The following is a 16,927-nucleotide window of genomic DNA, read 5'->3' as shown; positions in this document are numbered from 1 at the left end:
GTCGCCTCGTCCTCAATCTTTTCCGCCTCGATACCTCCAAGAAAAAAGGGGGTATCTATACTCGTCGCATTCTCGCCGCTTCTTCCGATGCTTATCGCGCCAGTCTCCTCGGGTTAAAGGGAATTTGATGCAATTGCCCTGCGTTGAGTGTTGCGTTGAGTATTTTTTCGCTCAGGCGTCAAGCGCTAACGCTTCGGCGATCTTAATCCCGTCGATTCCCGCCGAAAGGATTCCTCCGGCGTATCCGGCGCCCTCGCCTGCCGGATACAGGCCCTTGACGTTCAGGCTCTGGTAATTTTCGCCGCGCGTGATGCGCAGTGGCGAAGAGGTCCGTGTTTCGACACCGGTGAGCACTGCGTCGGCCAGATCAAAGCCTTTGATCTGGCGACCAAAGGCGGGCAACGCCTCGCGTATGGCAGCGATGGCGTAGGGCGGCAGTGCCGTGGTCAGGTCGGTCAGATGGACGCCGGGCTGGTACGAGGGAATGACCGATCCGAGACGGGTAGACGGGCGTCCGGCAAGGAAATCGCCGACCAGTTGGCCTGGTGCGTCGTAGCTGCCGCCGCCCAGCTCAAAAGCGCGGGATTCGAGGCGGCGCTGCAGGGCGATGCCGGCCAGCGGGCCGTCGGGATAGTCGGCGGGGGTGATGCCGACGACGATTCCGGCGTTGGCATTACGCTCGGCGCGTGAATACTGACTCATGCCGTTGGTCACCACGCAATTCGTTTCAGAGGTGGCGGCCACCACCTGGCCACCCGGACACATGCAGAAGCTATATACCGAGCGGCCGTTGCTGGCGTGATAAACCAGCTTGTAGTCGGCGGCGCCGAGCAGCGGATTGCCGGCGTTGGAGCCTAGGCGTGCACGGTCGATCAGCGATTGCGGGTGCTCGATGCGAAACCCCACCGAGAAGGGTTTGGCCTCCATGAAAACGCCTGCGGCGTACAGCATCGCGAAGGTATCGCGGGCGCTATGGCCAAGCGCCAGAACGACGTGGCTGGCCGCTATCGTTTCGCCACCGGCCAGCGCCACGCCGCACACTTGGCCGTGCTCGATGTGCAGGCCGGTGACGCGGTTCTGGAAGCGGACTTCCCCACCGAGCGATTCGATTTCGCGGCGCATGTGTTCGACCATGCTGACCAGGCGAAAGGTGCCGATGTGTGGTTTAGCGACGTAAAGAATTTCGGCCGGCGCCCCGGCCTTGACGAACTCGTTTAGCACCTTGCGTCCGAGGTGGCGCGGGTCCTTGACCTGGCTGTAGAGCTTGCCGTCGGAGAACGTGCCGGCGCCGCCTTCGCCAAATTGCACGTTCGATTCGGGATTGAGCACCTTGTTGCGCCACAGCCCCCAGGTGTCCCTGGTGCGTTCGCGAACCGCCTTGCCGCGCTCGAGAACAATCGGTCTGAAGCCCATCTGGGCCAGCACCAGCGCAGCAAAAATACCGGCCGGACCGAAGCCGACGATGACTGGGCGTGAAGCCAGGCTGGCTGGCGCCTGGGTGACGAAGTGGTAACTCGTATCTGGCGTCGGGCCTATCGTGTGATCGTCGGCAAAGCGCTCAAGCAGGGCTGTTTCGCTGACCCTGCTGGTCGCCGCGAGCGTAAGGTCGACGCTGTAGATGAAGGTGAGTGCGTTTTTCTTGCGCGCGTCATGGCTGCGCTTGAATAGAGTGAAGCCTTGTACATCGGCCGGCCGCAAGTCAAGGCGCTCGCAGATGGCGGCAGACAGTGCTTCTGGCGGGTGCTCGAGCGGCAGCCGGAGTTCAGTGATACGAATCATGAACGGAAGTTGGTTGTTGCAGAAATGTTTTGCTGTCCGTAGCTAGCGAATTTCTCCAACACTGTCGCCATCTCGTCAGCGTCGAGCAGCACTGGGGAGCCGATGGTGCAGGCACGCCAGTACTGTTGACACAGGGTTTCGAGTTCGTCGCCCAGGGCCAGCGCCTGTTCGAGATCATGGCCGAAGACGAGCATGCCATGGTTGGCCAGCAGGCAGGCACGGCGCCCGCGCATGGCGGCCAGTGCAGCGTCGGACAGCGCCTGCGTGCCAAAAGTGGCGTAAGCGGCGCAGCGCAGGGTGTCACCGCCAAAGCGGGCGATCATGTAGTGGAAGGGCGGAATGTCGCGGCGCAGGCAGGCGATGCTGGTGGCAAAAGGCGAATGTGCGTGCAGCACGGCGTTTGCTTCCGGGCGGGCGGCGTAAAGGTCGCGATGAAAGCGCCATTCGGACGATGGCTGGCGTTGCCCGCCGTGCGTCCCGTCGAGGCGCATGAAAACGATGTCCTCAGGTTGCAGCAGGCCATAGTCCATGCCGCTCGGCGTGATCAGAAAACCACTCGCATTTTCTTCTGGCCCCTGCACACGTACACTGAGATTTCCGGCGGTTCCGGTGTTCAGCCCAGCGGCTACCATGCGGCGGGCGGTGGCGATTAGTTTTTGGCGCAGTTCAGTCATGCCGGGTTTCCGGGTAAAGGCGGCGCAGGCCGTCGGCCGGGCAGACGCCGCGCTCGGTGATGATCGCGCTGATCAAGCGCGCCGGGGTCACGTCGAAGGCCGGGTTGGCCACTGCTTCGTCGGCGAACAACTGGCGCAAACGCGCAGGCTGCCCGGAACTATCCCGACCGTGCAGCATGCGCAACTCGTCGCCGTCGCGTTCCTCAATGGGAATCTGGGCGCCGCTGGTGCAGGAAAAGTCGATGGTCGAATGCGGCGCGGCGACGTAAAAAGGCACGTCCGATTCGCGCGCCGCCAGTGCCTTGAGATAGGTTCCGACCTTGTTGGCCACATCGCCGTTGGCAGCAATGCGGTCGGCGCCGACGATCACCGCATCGATGGCGAATTCGCCATCGCGCGCCAGCAGCAGGCCGGCAGCGTTGTCGGCGAAGAGCGTATGCGGCACCCCATGCTGCCGGAGTTCCCAGGCAGTCAGAAGGCCCTGGTTACGGGGCCGGGTTTCGGAGACCCAGACGTGGATGTCGATGCCTGAATCGAAGGCGGCATAAACCGGCGCCAGCGCCGTTCCGTAGTCGATGGTCGCCAGCCAGCCGGCGTTGCAGTGGGTCATGATGTTTAACCGCCCACCTTGCTCGGCCATTGGGCGGAGCAACGCCAGCCCGATCTCGCCGATGCGCTGACACTGCGCGGCGTCCTCCTCGGCAATCTCGCCAGCTTCGCGCCAGGCGGCGTCGGCGCGTTCACCCGAGGGCAGTGGCAGCAGCCGCGACTGCATGCGCATCAGCGCCCAATGCAAATTCACAGCGGTCGGGCGGGTCGCGGCGAGAGTGGCGGCGGCTGCGGCCAGCGCCGCATCGTTGGCGTGCCGGTCAAGGGCCAGCGCCAGCCCATAGGCCGCCGTCACGCCAATCAGCGGCGCGCCGCGCACCTGCATGGCGCGGATGGCGTGAGCGGCATCTTCCAGCGTGCTCAGGCGGAGGGTCCGGTAGTCGTGCGGCAGCGCGCTCTGGTCGATGATATCGACGGCACGCATGCCGACTACCGGCCACAGGGTTCGGGTGGGGAGTGTGTTGACTTTCATGGCCGGCATTCTAACAGCCGGCCCTTGCCAATATGCCAAACTGCCGGAGGAGGCGCGCTCCTACCCCCTCCGGCTTGCCCGGCTTTACTTGATGGCCAGGCTCTTCGTCCTGGACACCGTCTGCTTGGGCAGCTTCAGTAGGAGCACGCCATTGTCGTATTTGGCCTCGGCAGTCGCTTCATCGACGTCCTGAGCGAGTGAAAAAACACGCGACACCTTGCCGTAGTAACGCTCGCTGCGCAGTACTTTTTCGCCCTCCTTCACCGATTTTTCATTCTTGACCTCGGCACTGATGGCGACCTGCCCCCCCTCAATGGTGACGTTAATGTCTTCCTTCTTTACTCCGGGGATCTCAGCATGCACGGTATAAGCCTTTTCATCCTCACTGACGTCAATTTTTATCTGGACAGCCTGTTGCCCGTCAAAAAGCACCGGACGCATGAAAAAACCGCGAAACAAATCATCGAAAGCATCATCGGCAGGGTTGTAACGCAGAATGTTTGCCATTTCATCCTCCTGTATAAATCCGGGACAGCCCCGTACCGCCGACGTGGGGTTCAGTGCCTGAATTTCAAGAGGTGCGGCTTGCTGACCCAGTCGATGTGATTGCCAAACAACGATCTTGACGGGACGCGAGTTACAAGCTTCGGCCCAAAAATTCTATTCGCGCAGAAACACGGGCGGAAATGAGCCGCCTTCCCACATTTTGCAGCCGACCTGGTCAAGTCCGACAGGCTGCTAGCCCAGCCTCCACCCGCCCGAGGTCGCCGACGTGGCCCCAATGGATGGCATCGGGGTCATAACCGAAGTGATCGTCGGCGAGTTGCCGCAGCCGTCCCAGCTTGGCGTGGATGGCGGCAGTGCGAGCGAGGTAGGCGTCGAGGACGGTTTGCTTGGTGTTCATCGCGAGCTCCATGATGTGATTGACGACGCCACCATGAGCGCGCCGTTCAATCCGGAAGCCGCGATTAATTTCACAGAAAAACAATTACGACAATTGACGCCGCTAATTTGCCGGCCTAGAATTGCAAAACAACCAGAAAAGTGTTTTCTACAGATATGACGGAATTGGGGCAAGTAGCAAGCATCCGCATGGGTTACCCCTTCCGTTCGCGCCTTGAGCACGATGCGGCGGGTGCAATCGCTGTTGTGCAGATGAAGGACATCGACGATGCCAGTTTGCTGCACTTGGAGGATGCCGTTCGGGTGAACATGCCAGACTTCAACGAGCATCACCTGATCAGGCAGGGGGACTTGGTATTTCGCTCTCGCGGGCGGACCAATTCTGTGGCGCTAATTTCGGAAGACATGGGGCCAGCGGTTCTTGCTGCTCCCATGTTGTTGATTCGCCCCGTTGATGTGCTGCCTGCCTACTTGCTCTGGTACATCAACTTGCCGGCAATTCAGGCAGCGTTGGCAGCACAGGCAGAGGGTACGGCGGTGCGAATGATCAGTAAGGCGGCGCTGGAGCAGTTGGAGATCGTCATCCCACCCCTGGCGACACAGCGGCGAATCGTCGAAATCGGCCAACTGGCGAGCCTTGAGGCCAGGATCGCAAGCGAATTGATCGATCGGCGCAAAGCGCTGGTTGACGGAATCCTGATGCGTAAAGCGCAGGATGCCGCAGCAAGAACTGGTAAGCCTTCCGCCCCTCACAGACATCAAAGGAATTTCGGATGAACGACAAAATCACACAACAAGAAGTCAACTCGGCTGCGTGGGCCGCCTGCGACACATTCCGTGGCGTTGTCGATCCGGCCCAATACAAGGACTACATCCTCGTGATGCTGTTCCTGAAATACATCAGCGACCTCTGGCAAGACCATTACGACACCTATCGCCAGCAATATGGCGACGACGATGAGCGTATCAGGCGCAAACTGGATCGCGAGCGCTTCACGCTGCCCTTCGTCGAGTTCAAGGATGAAAAAACAGCTGAGGTCATCGAGCACTTCGCCGGCGATTTCAACAGCCTGTACGAGCGACGTAACGCCGCCAACATCGGTGAGCTGATCAACATCGTGCTCGATGGCATCGAGGATGCCAACAAGGCCAAGCTCGACCGGGTATTCCGCAACATCGACTTCAACTCGGAAGCCAACCTTGGGCAAACCAAGGATCGCAACCGTCGCCTGAAAAATCTGCTTGAAGATTTTGCCAAGCTCGATCTGCGCCCCTCTCGCGTTTCCGAGGACGTAATCGGCAATGCCTACATCTACCTGATCGAGCGCTTTGCCTCCGATGCCGGCAAGAAGGCGGGCGAGTTCTACACACCCAAGCAGGTCTCGCGTCTGCTCGCCCGACTGGCCAAACCCAAACCCGGCAACCGCATCTGCGACCCGGCCTGTGGTTCCGCTGGTCTGCTGATCGAGGCAGCGGCGCTGGTGGAAGAAACCGGCAGCCGCGACTTCGCCCTCTTCGGCCAGGAGGTGAACGGCAGCACCTGGGCACTGGCGCGCATGAACATGTTCCTGCACGGCAAGGATTCTGCGCGCATCGAATGGGGCGACACCCTCAACAGTCCAGCGCTGGTCGAAGCCGACCGCCTGATGCGCTTCGACGTGGTGGTCGCCAATCCGCCCTTCAGTCTCGATAAATGGGGTGCCGAGCATGCCGAGTCGGATCGCTTCAATCGCTTCTGGCGCGGCGTGCCGCCCAAGTCCAAGGGCGATTACGCCTTCATCACACACATGGTCGAAACCGCATTGCCGCAGGCCGGTCGTGTCGCGGTGGTCGTGCCGCACGGCGTGCTGTTCCGTGCCGGTGCCGAAGGCCGCATCCGGCAGAAGATGATCGCGGACAATCTGCTCGATGCAGTCATCGGCCTGCCGGCCAATCTCTTTCCCACCACCTCCATCCCGGTCGCCGTTCTGGTTTTTGACCGGTCGCGGGAAAAGGGCGGCGAGCGCGAGTCGTGTCGCGATGTCCTTTTCATCGATGCCAGCAGCGACTTTCAGTCGGCCAAAACGCAGAACGCCCTGTTCGATTCTCACCTCGACAAGATCGTCGCCACCTTCGATGCGCGCCAGAACGTCGACAAATACGCGTACGTCGCCACGTTGGCAGAGATCGCCGAGAACGACTTCAACCTCAACATTCCGCGCTACGTGGATACCTTCGAGGAAGAGGAAGAAATCGACGTGGCCGTCGTTGAACAGGAAATCGAACGTCTCGAGGGCGAACTGGCCGAGGTGCGGGCAAAGATGAAAGCCTATCTCAAGGAGTTGGGCGTATGAGCAAGAAATCAACGCCACCCGCGCCACGCGCCGAAGATCACATTGTCGTCTTCCAAGAAAAAGCCATACGCCGCGTCTGGGAAAAAAGCGAGTGGTGGTTCTCGGTCGTCGATGTCTGCTCTGTTCTTACAGAGAGCCCGGATGCAGGGGCCTATTGGCGAAAGCTCAAGCAGCGGCTCGGTACCGAGGGAAGTGAAGTCGTGACGTTTTGTCACGGGTTGAAACTGGAGGCGCCCGATGGCAAGCAGCGCATAACCGACTGTGCCAACACGGAGGGCATCTTCCGCGTCATCCAGTCCATCCCCTCGCCCAAGGCCGAACCTTTCAAGCGTTGGCTGGCGCAGGTCGGCTACGAACGCGTCAAGGAAATCGAAGACCCGGAACGGGCCAGCGCCCGCGCCCGCGAACTCTACGAAGCCAAGGGCTACCCCAAGGACTGGATCGAAAAGCGCATGCGCGCCATTGCCATCCGCGGCGCGTTGACCGACGAATGGAAAGAACGCGGTGTCGCCGAGGGGCGCGAATACTCGATCCTCACCGCTGAAATCGCCCGCACCACCTTCGGTGTCACGCCCGGCGACCGCAAGAAACTCAAGGGACTGGAGCAAGCGAAAACCGCCAACCTGCGCGACCACATGACCGATCTCGAGCTGATCTTCACCATGCTCGGCGAAGCCGGCACCACCGAAATCGCCAAACGCAAGGATGCACAGGGCTTCGTCGGCAACCGCAACGCCGCCAAGGAAGGCGGCACGGTTGCCGGCAATGCCCGCAAGGAGCTGGAAGCCAGGACCGGCGTACCGGTTGTCAGCCGACAGAATTATCTAAACTCACCTGAATCTATGCAATTGGCAACTACCGAGAATTCCTCGGCAGTTCAACTTGGTGGGCAAGAGCCCGACAACTCGGCAACTGTTTTCAAAAAGGAGACGGCTCGTTCGCGTATCCGCAAGACCCAGGTCGATCAGAAGTCGACGCGCAAGGGACGGGGCGGAAAACCATGAAGTGGGGGAAGTACGGGGAACAAAGCGATCAGGAGAGTGGCGTATGACAGAAAAGCGTATCGTCGAACAGCATCACGAAACCTTCGAGGGTATGCGCCAGTTCGATGCCGATGGCAATGAATTCTGGATCGCACGCCAACTCGCCAAGGTGCTGGAGTATTCCGAGTACCGACACTTCCAGCCGGTTATCGAACGCGCCAAAGAGTCATGCCGCAACAGCGGTCATGCGGTCGAGGACCATTTCGAGGATGTCCTCGATATGGTCGACATCGGTTCGGGCGCAAAGCGCCAGATCGCCGATATTCGTCTTTCGCGTTACGCCTGCTACCTGATCGTCCAGAACGGCGACCCGTCCAAGCCGGTCATCGCCAACGGTCAGACCTACTTCGCCTTGCAAACCCGCCGGCAGGAGTTGAACGATGACGAAACCTTTGCTCGTCTGTCAGAAAACGACAAGCGTTTGGCCATCGGTAACGAACTTGCCGAGCACAACAAGCATCTCGCGGCTGCGGCCAAGGACGCCGGCGTCGAAACGCCGATTGACTACGCCATCTTTCAGGATCATGGCTACAAGGGGCTCTACGGCGGCAGGGGCGCGAAGGGCATCCATGCCATCAAGGGGCTGAAGAAGACTCAGAAGATACTCGACCACATGGGCAGTACCGAACTCGCTGCCAACTTGTTCCGCGCCACGCAAACGGAAGAAAAACTGCGTCGCGATCAGGTGCGCGGCAACCAGAAGGCCAACCAGACCCACTTCGAGGTCGGCAAAAAAGTGCGCCAGACCATCGACGAGTTGGGCGGCACCATGCCCGAGGCGTTGCCGACGCCCGAGAAAAGTATCCAGCAGATCGAGAGCGCCAAGAAGAAGCTGGAGGGTAAGGGGAAAAAATGAGCCTACCTTTTGGATGGAGTGTGCTGACATTGGACGAGGTTTGTTCCGGCAGTCTTCAGACCGGCCCTTTTGGAAGTCAATTGCATGCAGATGAATATACGGATGAGGGCATCCCAGTCGTAATGCCGAAAGACCTTGTCGCAGGGAGAATCGTTGCGGCCACTGCCGCACGTATTCCGGAAACCCGTGCCGCACAATTAAAACGTCATCGCATCCAGGTGGGCGATGTTCTCTTCAGCCGACGAGGAGACGTTGCCCGAGCAGGATTGGCCACAAAAAGCGATGAAGGGTTCCTTTGTGGAACCGGTTGCTTACGTGCGCGCCCGGACAGAAGTAAAGCACGCCCAGAATTTCTCAATTTGCTGATTCAGTCGCCAACTGCGAAGCGATGGCTGGAAAATAATGCAGTTGGGCAAACGATGCCCAACATGAACACAGAGATTCTTTCCCAACTTACATTCAGGGTTCCGCCCCTGAGCGAACAACAACAAATCTCGGAATTAGTATCAAGTTGGGATGCCGCTATCGAGAAAACCGAGCGATTGATTGGAGCGAAGCAGAAACGGTATAAATCACTGTCAAATCGACTACTGTTCGGCCACGTTCGCTTCGGACAACGCAACATCAAGGCCACAAAATCACTTCACTGGTTTTCCGCCCCAAGTGACTGGCAGGTCGTGGAAATAGGCAAGGTAGCACGCGAGGTATCGGCACTGAACAGCAGCGACGACGGATTGCCGGTACTTTCGTGCACCAAATACGATGGATTGGTCGATTCACTCGGGTACTTTGACAAACAGGTATTCAGCCATGACACCTCGAAATATAAGGTCGTCGGACGCGGCCAGTTTGCTTATGCGACTAACCATATCGAGGAAGGCTCCATCGGGTATCAGGATTTTGTGGATGCTGGACTGGTTAGCCCGATCTATACCGTCTTTCAATCTGACCCGAAGAAGATAGACGACGGTTACTTCTACAAGCTACTCAAGACTGAAAAGCTACGCCAGATTTTTTCGGCGAGAACCAACTCATCGGTTGACCGGCGCGGTAGCTTGCGCTGGAAAGACTTCGCCCGGATTCATATTCCTCTTCCGCCGCTCGACGAACAACGCGAAATCAACGCCGTGCTTGATGATGCCAAGCGGGAAATTGTTCTGTTGCAAAGCGAGGTCAAAGCCCTCAAAAAACAGAAACGTGGCCTGATGCAAAAACTTCTCACCGGCCAGTGGCGGGTGAAAAAAGCCGAGACGGAAGCCTGTTAAGCATGGTCAACTGCGCCTACCTCTTTCTCGACGAAGGCGGAAACTTCGATTTCAGCTCGACCGGTACGCCTTATTTCATCCTGACCAGTGTGGCGACGCGGCGACCTTTTCCCGCCCACGCTTCACTCGACGGTTTCAAGCACGATTGCCTCGAATACGGTCTTGATACGGAGTATTTCCACTGCGCTGACGACAACACGCGTGTAAGGCGCAAGGTGTTTGAACTGATCTCCGGTCATCTTGGGTCGTTGCGAATTGACTGCCTGGTGGTCGAGAAGGCCAAGGCCGGACCGGCCTTGCGTGAAGACTCGCGCTTTTACCCGGAAATGTTGGGGCACTTGCTGAAATGGGTAATTCCACGCGAATTGAAATACGGTGTGGACGAAGTCATCGTAATTACCGACACGATTCCCATCCAGAGGAAGCGGAAGGCCATCGAAAAGGCAATCAAGGCTGCGCTGGCAACGATGCTTCCTGCCGGTATGAGGTACCGCATTCTGCATCACGCGTCACGCTCGCATTACGGTTTGCAGATTGCCGATTACTGCAACTGGGCAGTGTTCAGAAAATGGCAAAAGGGCGAGGTCGAGTTCTACGACCTGATCAAACCAGCGGTAAAGAGTGAATTCGATATTTTCCGGACGGGAACACGGCGCTACTACTGATGATGCAAATTCCTGAGCCACCAAAAATTGACCCCCCCGACTACTCCTTGCGGAGAGAGCCCCTTGGGCTCTTGTCATCGGGGGGGTACCTTTGGATTCAAGTATAGGGGAATAGCGTGCTGGAGACAAACAAATCTTTCAGGGCAGGATTCCGCTTCGACGAGAAACACCTCTCGCAAATCCCCGCCCTGCAACTGCTGGTCAATCTCGGCTATCGCTATCTGACGCCGGCCGAAGCGCTGGCCATGCGCGGCGGCCGCCTCTCCAACGTGTTGCTGGAGACGGTATTACGTGACAGCCTCAAACGCATCAACCGCATCCAGCACAAGGGCGACAACTACCTGTTCAGCGAGGAAAACCTCCAGAGCGCCATCCAGCGCCTGAAGAACGTCAAGTACGACGGCCTGCTCAAAACCAATGAGTCGGTCTATGACCTGCTAACGCTGGGCGTGGCGTTGGAACAGTCGGTCGAAGGGGCTGTGCGCAGCTTCACGCTCAACTACACCGACTGGAAGAATCCGGAGAACAATGTCTATCACGTCACCGCCGAATTTCCGGTGGAGCGCACGCGCAGCCACGAGACGGCGCGGCCGGACATTGTGCTGTTCGTTAACGGCATCCCGTTCGCGGTGATCGAATGCAAATCGCCGAATACCGAAGTGGCGCAGGCGGTGTCGCAGATGATCCGTAACCAGCGCGACGAGTACATCCCGGCGCTGTTCACCTACGCCCAATTGGTGATCGGCACCAACAAGAACCACTGCAAATACGCCACTGTCGGCACGGCGGCGAAGTATTGGGCGGTGTGGCGTGAGGAGCGGGAAGAGAAGGACGAGGACGCAAACAACGAAAATACAGCCTTGCGTTCGGTGCTGGATCAACCCTTGCCACAGGGGGCTAAAGCTGGACTGTATGAGTTGCTGGCCGAAGCAATGGGAGTCGGTGCGGGCGTCCGCGAACCGAGCGCCGATTATCTGGTGCGTCGTGCGCTGACCGAACAGGATCGCACGATATTCGCCTTGTGCCGGCCCGAGCGTCTGCTGCGCATGGCACTGGCTTTTACGGTGTTCGATGGCGGCCGACGCAAGATTGCCCGCTACCAGCAGTTTTTCGCGGTCGCGCGCATCGTCGGACGGGTTAAGCAGCGTGATGACGCCGGTCGACGGGCCGGCGGTATCGTCTGGCACACCCAGGGCTCGGGCAAGTCGCTGACGATGGTGATGCTGGCCAAGGCGCTGGTGCTCGATCTTGACATCCGCACGCCGCGCATTGTGTTGGTCACCGACCGCATCGATCTCGACAAGCAACTTGGCAATACCTTCGCAGCCTGCGGCCTGACGCCGGATCGCGCCGAATCGGGGCGGCATCTGGTGGAACTGGTGGCGGATAGCAAGGCACACATCGTCACCACGCTGATTCACAAGTTCGACAAGGCGCTGTCCACGCGTAAGTTCCAGGACGAATCCACTGAGATTTTCGTGCTGGTGGATGAAACCCAGCGCACGCAGCTAGGCATGTTTTCGGCACGGATGCGGCAGATGTTCCCGAATGCCTGCTACATCGGCTTCACCGGCACGCCATTACTCAAGCGCGAGAAGAGCGATGTGATGCGCTTCGGCGGCATCATTCACACCTATGCGATCAATCAGGCCGTGGCCGATGGCGCCATCGTGCCCCTGCTCTACGAGGGGCGTCTGGTTGAGATCGAGCAGAACAGGACGGCGATTGATGTCTGGTTCGAGCGCCATACGGAGGGCTTGACGCCGGCGCAGAAGGCCGATCTGAAGCGGAAGTACGCCCGTGCCGAAATGCTCAACAAGGCCGATCAGGTCATCTATATGCGCGCCTTCGACATCAGTGCGCATTTCCGCCAGAACTGGCAAGGCACGGGCTTCAAGGCACAGCTAGTGGCTCCATCCAAGGTGGCGGCGCTGAAATACAAGGCATTCCTCGATGACATCGGCGAAGTAACCAGCGAGGTCATCATCTCGGCACCCGATGAGCGGGAAGGCTTCGACGATGTGGATGATGACGAATCCACCGACGAGGTCGTCGCTTTCTGGCAGCGCATGATGAAGCGCTACGGTGATGCCGAAGCCTACGAGACGCAGATCATCAATGCCTTCAAGCATGGGAGCGACCCGGAGATACTGATCGTCGTCAGCAAGCTGCTGACTGGCTTCGATGCACCACGCAATACGGTGCTCTATCTCACGCGTAACCTGAAGGAACATACCCTGCTGCAGGCCATTGCCCGCGTCAATCGGCTCTACGATGACGACGAAGGAACCCAGCCCAAAGAGTTCGGCTACATCATCGACTATGCTGGCGTCCTGGGCGAGCTTGATCAAGCGCTGACCACCTACAGCGCACTCGAGGGTTTCGAGGAAGGCGATCTCACCGGCGCACTGGCCAGCATCAACGACGAGGTGCGCCAACTGCCGCAGCGCCACGCCGAGTTGTGGGACGTGTTCAAGACCGTGGCGAGTAACGCAACCCAGCGGCAGGACGAGGAAGCCTACGAGCAACTGCTGGCCGATGAAAAGATTCGCGAGAATTTTTACGGACGGCTGTCGGCCTACGCCAGAGCGCTGGCCATTGCCATGTCCTCCGAAGAATTCATTACCGCGACGCCGGAGAATCGCCTCAAGAGCTACAAGGCCGATCTAAAACGCTTCACCAATCTGAAGGCGGCGGTGAAATTGCGCTACGCCGAGTCGATCGACTATCGCGACTACGAGCCGAAGATACAAAAACTGCTCGACACGCACATTTCGGCCAATGAGGTGCTGAAACTCAACGAGCCGGTCAATATTTTTGATGGCGTGGCCTTTCAGCAAGTGGTCGAGGAGCAAGGCCAGGGCAAGCCGATAGCCGCCAAGGCCGACATGATTGCCCACGCCACCAAACGCGCCATTACCGAGCATCTGGACGAAGACCCGGCCTTCTTCGAGAAATTCTCCAAACTGATCCAGCAGGCCATCGACGACTATCGGGCCGGACGAATATCCGATCTGGAGTATTTGAAGCAGGCCAGCGAGCTCAAGGATGCGGTGGTCAATCGCCAGGTCGATGATGTACCGACCGTCCTGCACGGCAATGATCATGCGATTGCCTGTTTCGGTGTCCTTGAGCCGTATTTCGGCCGGCATATTTCAGATGCCACACAGGCAAAGGATGTGGCGGCAAACGCGGCGGTCAGCATCTGGGCCATCGTTGGACGAAACAAAGTTGTGGGGTTCTGGGACAACCTGGACGCGCAGCGCCGAACGATGAACGAGATGGACGACTTTCTCTATGATGAAATCCGGGGTGGGCGGGGCATCCCCCTGACCACCGAGGAAATGGACGAAATTATCGACCGGGCTATGCAATTGGCCAGACACCGGATGCCGGCGTGAAGACCATGCGGCAAGAAATCGTCTTCGGCACTGAAACCATCGGCTATGAAATTCGATTTCTGCCGACACGACGCACACTCGGAATTGAGGTACACCCCGACCTGTCCGTGATCGTTCGTGCTCCGTCAGATTGTGATCCGGCGATCATCCTTGCCCGAGTTGGAAAGCGCGCGTCTTGGATCAGCAAGCAGCTGACCAATTTCCAGCGCTACAGCCCGAGGACGCCGGCGAGGCAGTATGTCAGCGGGGAAACACATCTCTACCTTGGCCGGCAGTATCGGCTGAAAGTCGGCGCTGGCGAGACGGCGTCTGTGAAGATGAATCGCGGCCATCTGGTAATCACTCTGCCCGGTAAATCTAATCCGGATCGGGTAAAAGCGTTTCTGCACCGATGGTATCTCGACCACGCCCGGCAGGTGTTCATTGATGTGATGGATGAATGGTTGCCCCGTTTCAAGGGGCGCCAGCGGCCACGCCTGATTGTGCGGGCAATGCAGTCGCGCTGGGGCAGCCTGTCGCCGGCCGGTACGATGACACTGAATGCCAATCTGGTTCGGGCACCACGGTCCTGCATTGAGTACGTGGTGGCCCATGAGCTTTGCCACCTCAAGTACCGCGATCACGATACGAGTTTCTTTCGCTTGCTCGGGCAGGTGATGCCGGATTGGGAGAAGCGGAAGCAGCGGTTGGAAACTGCTGTGCTGTGAGATCGGCCAGATGACCGAAGCAACTGACGGATTTATGAAGTCATTGAAGGTTGAGAATGCCGCACGGATGTTTACCCAATCCGATGGGAAAGCAAGACCACTGGCAGGGCCGGCTACACACCGGCCTGTGGCAATGAATGGCTGGCGGGTGTTTGCGAAAAGCCGCGTATCAAATGTGGAGAATGCAATAACCGTCTGCTGATTCCGCTGACGGATACAGTGATCTACGAGCACCTCATACGCAAACGTACCATCGGCGTCTATTCCCATCTAAAATGTAACGGCAATTGAGCAAGAATCGTGCTATATGAACAGCCTTGTGCTTAAGGTAGTGCCATTGAAGCCTGACATGAACTCATCATCAAATCAGACACACAAGTTCAAGTTCATATCCAGACCCCCACTGAATACCATGGGACTTACGATTTTTACCGTGATGTCCAAACTCGCTGCCGATTGCGGGGCAATCAACCTGTCGCAGGGTTTTCCTGATTTTCAGGCCGAACCGGCGCTGTTCGAGTCGACGTTGCGCGCCATGCAGGCCGGCCACAACCAGTATCCGCCAATGGCCGGCACACCGGAACTGCGCCTGGCCATTGCCGACAAGGTCGAGACGCTGTACGGCGTGCGTTACGATGCCGAGCACGAAATCACCGTCACCGCCGGCGCGACGCAGGCGATTTTCACGGCGATTGCCGCCTTTGTCCGCAGCGGTGACGAGGTGATCGTTTTTGAGCCCGTCTATGACAGTTACGTCCCGGCGATTGAAACGGTCGGCGGCCAGGCGGTTTATGCCCAGCTTAACTTCCCAGGCTACAAACCGGACTGGAATCGGGTGCAGGCCCTGATCACGCCGCGCACGCGAATGATCATTATCAACTCGCCGCACAATCCGACCGGCAGCCTGCTCGCTGACGATGATCTCTCTGCACTGGCTGAACTGACGCGCGACACCGACATCGTGGTGCTCTCCGATGAGGTCTATGAACATATCATCTTTGACGGAGAGCGGCGCCGCAGTGTCGCCTCCCATCCAGAGCTTGCTGCGCGCAGTCTCATCGTTTCCTCTTTCGGCAAGACCTACCACATCACAGGCTGGAAGATCGGCTACGTGTTCGGTGCGCCGGAGCTGATCAGCGAGTTTCGCAAGGTGCATCAGTTCAACGTGTTCACGGTTAACACCCCGTGTCAGCTCGGGATTGCAGACTACATGAGCGTCGCCTCGCGCCACCTCGGGTTGGCCGAGTTCTACCAGAAGAAACGCGACTATTTCCGCGCGCAGTTGCACGCTTCGCGTTTTGAGCTCTTGCCCTGCCGTGGAACCTACTTCCAGGTGGCGCGCTATGACGCCATCTCGGATCTGCCCGACCGTGAGTTTGCAAAATGGCTGACGCGTGAGCGCGGTGTGGCGGTGATTCCGGTATCGGCGTTTTACCAGAACGGCCGTGATGATCACGTGGTGCGCTTCTGCTTTGCTAAACAGGAGACGACGCTGGCCGCAGCGGGCGAGCAATTGAGACGAGTTTGATTGGGCGGTTTTTTGCTGTAAAAAACGGTTTGGCTTTTAACCAACATCAAGGAGAAGCGTATGAGCATGGTTCAAGAGTTTAAGGAATTTGCCATGAAGGGCAACGTCATGGATCTCGCCGTCGGCGTGATCATCGGCGGGGCTTTTGGCAAAATTGTCGATTCCATCGTCGGCGATTTGATCATGCCGCTGGTGGCCTGGATCATGGGCGGCAAGCTGGATTTCTCCGGTATGTTCGTGGTGCTGGGCAAGGCGCCGGAGGGAACGACGATGACGCTCGATGCGCTCAAGAAGGCACAGGTTCCAGTGTTTGCCTATGGCAACTTCGTCACCATCCTGGTTAACTTCGTGATCCTGGCGTTTATCATTTTCATCATGGTCAAGCAGGTCAACCGGCTGCGCAAGGAAGAACCTCCGGCAGTCGCTGAACCTGCGGCAACAGCAGAAGACATCCTGCTGCTACGCGAGATTCGCGACAGTCTGAAACAGTAAAACTAAAGTAGACGACCTTCTCTTCTCCATGAGTGCGCCCGTGAAAGCGCGCAGGCAGCGCGGTGAGGACTTGCTGTGTATTGCGCGTCTGCGGCCCATGCAACAGGGCAATTGCATCAAATTCCCTTTAACCCGAGGAGACTGGCGCGATAAGCATCGGAAGAAGCGGCGAGAATGCGACGAGTATAGACACCCCCTTT

At 58.4% G+C, this 16,927-nt stretch carries 15 protein-coding genes and 1 pseudogene; 12 read left to right on the top strand and 4 right to left on the bottom strand.

Going from position 1 to position 16,927, the window contains the following annotated elements; translation table 11 throughout:
• A pseudogene (locus Q1J43_RS00755) lies at positions 1-128 on the top strand (ISAs1 family transposase); the annotation flags it as partial.
• 43 nt (positions 129-171) lie between these two features.
• Here Q1J43_RS00755 and Q1J43_RS00750 read toward each other — a convergent pair.
• From Q1J43_RS00750 to Q1J43_RS00735, 4 genes are all read right to left on the bottom strand, one after another.
• Positions 172-1,779, bottom strand: a complete 1,608-nt coding sequence (locus Q1J43_RS00750; protein ID WP_301100379.1) for an NAD(P)/FAD-dependent oxidoreductase — start codon at positions 1,777-1,779, stop codon at positions 172-174.
• Positions 1,776-2,453: a class II aldolase/adducin family protein gene (locus Q1J43_RS00745; RefSeq protein WP_301100378.1), complete on the bottom strand. Its 678-nt coding sequence runs from the start codon at positions 2,451-2,453 to the stop codon at positions 1,776-1,778. The genes Q1J43_RS00750 and Q1J43_RS00745 overlap by 4 nt, the downstream gene beginning before the upstream one ends.
• Positions 2,446-3,534, bottom strand: a complete 1,089-nt coding sequence (gene mtnA / locus Q1J43_RS00740) for an S-methyl-5-thioribose-1-phosphate isomerase (RefSeq protein ID WP_301100377.1) — start codon at positions 3,532-3,534, stop codon at positions 2,446-2,448. The genes Q1J43_RS00745 and mtnA overlap by 8 nt, the downstream gene beginning before the upstream one ends.
• Before the next feature lie 84 nt (positions 3,535-3,618).
• The gene (locus tag Q1J43_RS00735) at positions 3,619-4,041 is read right to left on the bottom strand and encodes an Hsp20/alpha crystallin family protein (RefSeq protein WP_301100376.1); all 423 of its coding nucleotides are present in this window, start codon (positions 4,039-4,041) and stop codon (positions 3,619-3,621) included.
• Positions 4,042-4,315: 274 nt separating this feature from the next.
• Between Q1J43_RS00735 and Q1J43_RS00730 the strand changes: the two genes are divergently transcribed.
• From Q1J43_RS00730 to mscL, 11 genes are all read left to right on the top strand, one after another.
• Positions 4,316-4,597, top strand: a complete 282-nt coding sequence (locus Q1J43_RS00730; RefSeq protein WP_301100375.1) for a hypothetical protein — start codon at positions 4,316-4,318, stop codon at positions 4,595-4,597.
• Positions 4,594-5,214, top strand: coding sequence for a restriction endonuclease subunit S (locus Q1J43_RS00725; protein WP_301100374.1), 621 nt, complete (start codon positions 4,594-4,596; stop codon positions 5,212-5,214). Before Q1J43_RS00730 ends, Q1J43_RS00725 begins: the two co-directional genes overlap by 4 nt.
• The gene (locus tag Q1J43_RS00720) at positions 5,211-6,770 is read left to right on the top strand and encodes a type I restriction-modification system subunit M (RefSeq protein WP_301100373.1); all 1,560 of its coding nucleotides are present in this window, start codon (positions 5,211-5,213) and stop codon (positions 6,768-6,770) included. The genes Q1J43_RS00725 and Q1J43_RS00720 overlap by 4 nt, the downstream gene beginning before the upstream one ends.
• Complete coding sequence (locus tag Q1J43_RS00715) at positions 6,767-7,774, top strand: Bro-N domain-containing protein (RefSeq protein WP_301100372.1); 1,008 nt, start codon at positions 6,767-6,769, stop codon at positions 7,772-7,774. Before Q1J43_RS00720 ends, Q1J43_RS00715 begins: the two co-directional genes overlap by 4 nt.
• A 43-nt stretch (positions 7,775-7,817) precedes the next feature.
• On the top strand, positions 7,818-8,669 hold the full coding sequence (gene dinD / locus Q1J43_RS00710) for a DNA damage-inducible protein D (protein WP_301100371.1): 852 nt from the start codon (positions 7,818-7,820) through the stop codon (positions 8,667-8,669).
• Positions 8,666-9,934 (top strand): restriction endonuclease subunit S, encoded by a 1,269-nt coding sequence (locus Q1J43_RS00705; protein ID WP_301100370.1) that lies wholly within the window; start codon positions 8,666-8,668, stop codon positions 9,932-9,934. The genes dinD and Q1J43_RS00705 overlap by 4 nt, the downstream gene beginning before the upstream one ends.
• Positions 9,935-9,936: 2 nt before the next feature.
• The gene (locus Q1J43_RS00700; protein ID WP_301100369.1) at positions 9,937-10,599 is read left to right on the top strand and encodes a DUF3800 domain-containing protein; all 663 of its coding nucleotides are present in this window, start codon (positions 9,937-9,939) and stop codon (positions 10,597-10,599) included.
• Between the two features lie 116 nt (positions 10,600-10,715).
• Positions 10,716-14,000, top strand: coding sequence for a type I restriction endonuclease subunit R (locus tag Q1J43_RS00695; protein WP_301100368.1), 3,285 nt, complete (start codon positions 10,716-10,718; stop codon positions 13,998-14,000).
• Between the two features lie 5 nt (positions 14,001-14,005).
• Positions 14,006-14,707: a SprT family zinc-dependent metalloprotease gene (locus Q1J43_RS00690; protein WP_301100367.1), complete on the top strand. Its 702-nt coding sequence runs from the start codon at positions 14,006-14,008 to the stop codon at positions 14,705-14,707.
• Between the two features lie 349 nt (positions 14,708-15,056).
• Positions 15,057-16,235 (top strand): pyridoxal phosphate-dependent aminotransferase, encoded by a 1,179-nt coding sequence (locus Q1J43_RS00685; RefSeq protein WP_301100366.1) that lies wholly within the window; start codon positions 15,057-15,059, stop codon positions 16,233-16,235.
• 60 nt (positions 16,236-16,295) lie between these two features.
• Entirely contained in the window at positions 16,296-16,727 is a 432-nt protein-coding gene (mscL, locus tag Q1J43_RS00680) for a large conductance mechanosensitive channel protein MscL (protein ID WP_301100365.1), read from the top strand.
• Positions 16,728-16,927: the final 200 nt, after the last annotated feature.

Source organism: Propionivibrio sp., assembly GCF_029255185.1.
In the GTDB taxonomy this organism is placed as follows: domain Bacteria; phylum Pseudomonadota; class Gammaproteobacteria; order Burkholderiales; family Rhodocyclaceae; genus Propionivibrio.
Note: the sequence above shows the minus strand (reverse complement) of the source record. Positions and strands in the feature narration are given on the sequence as shown.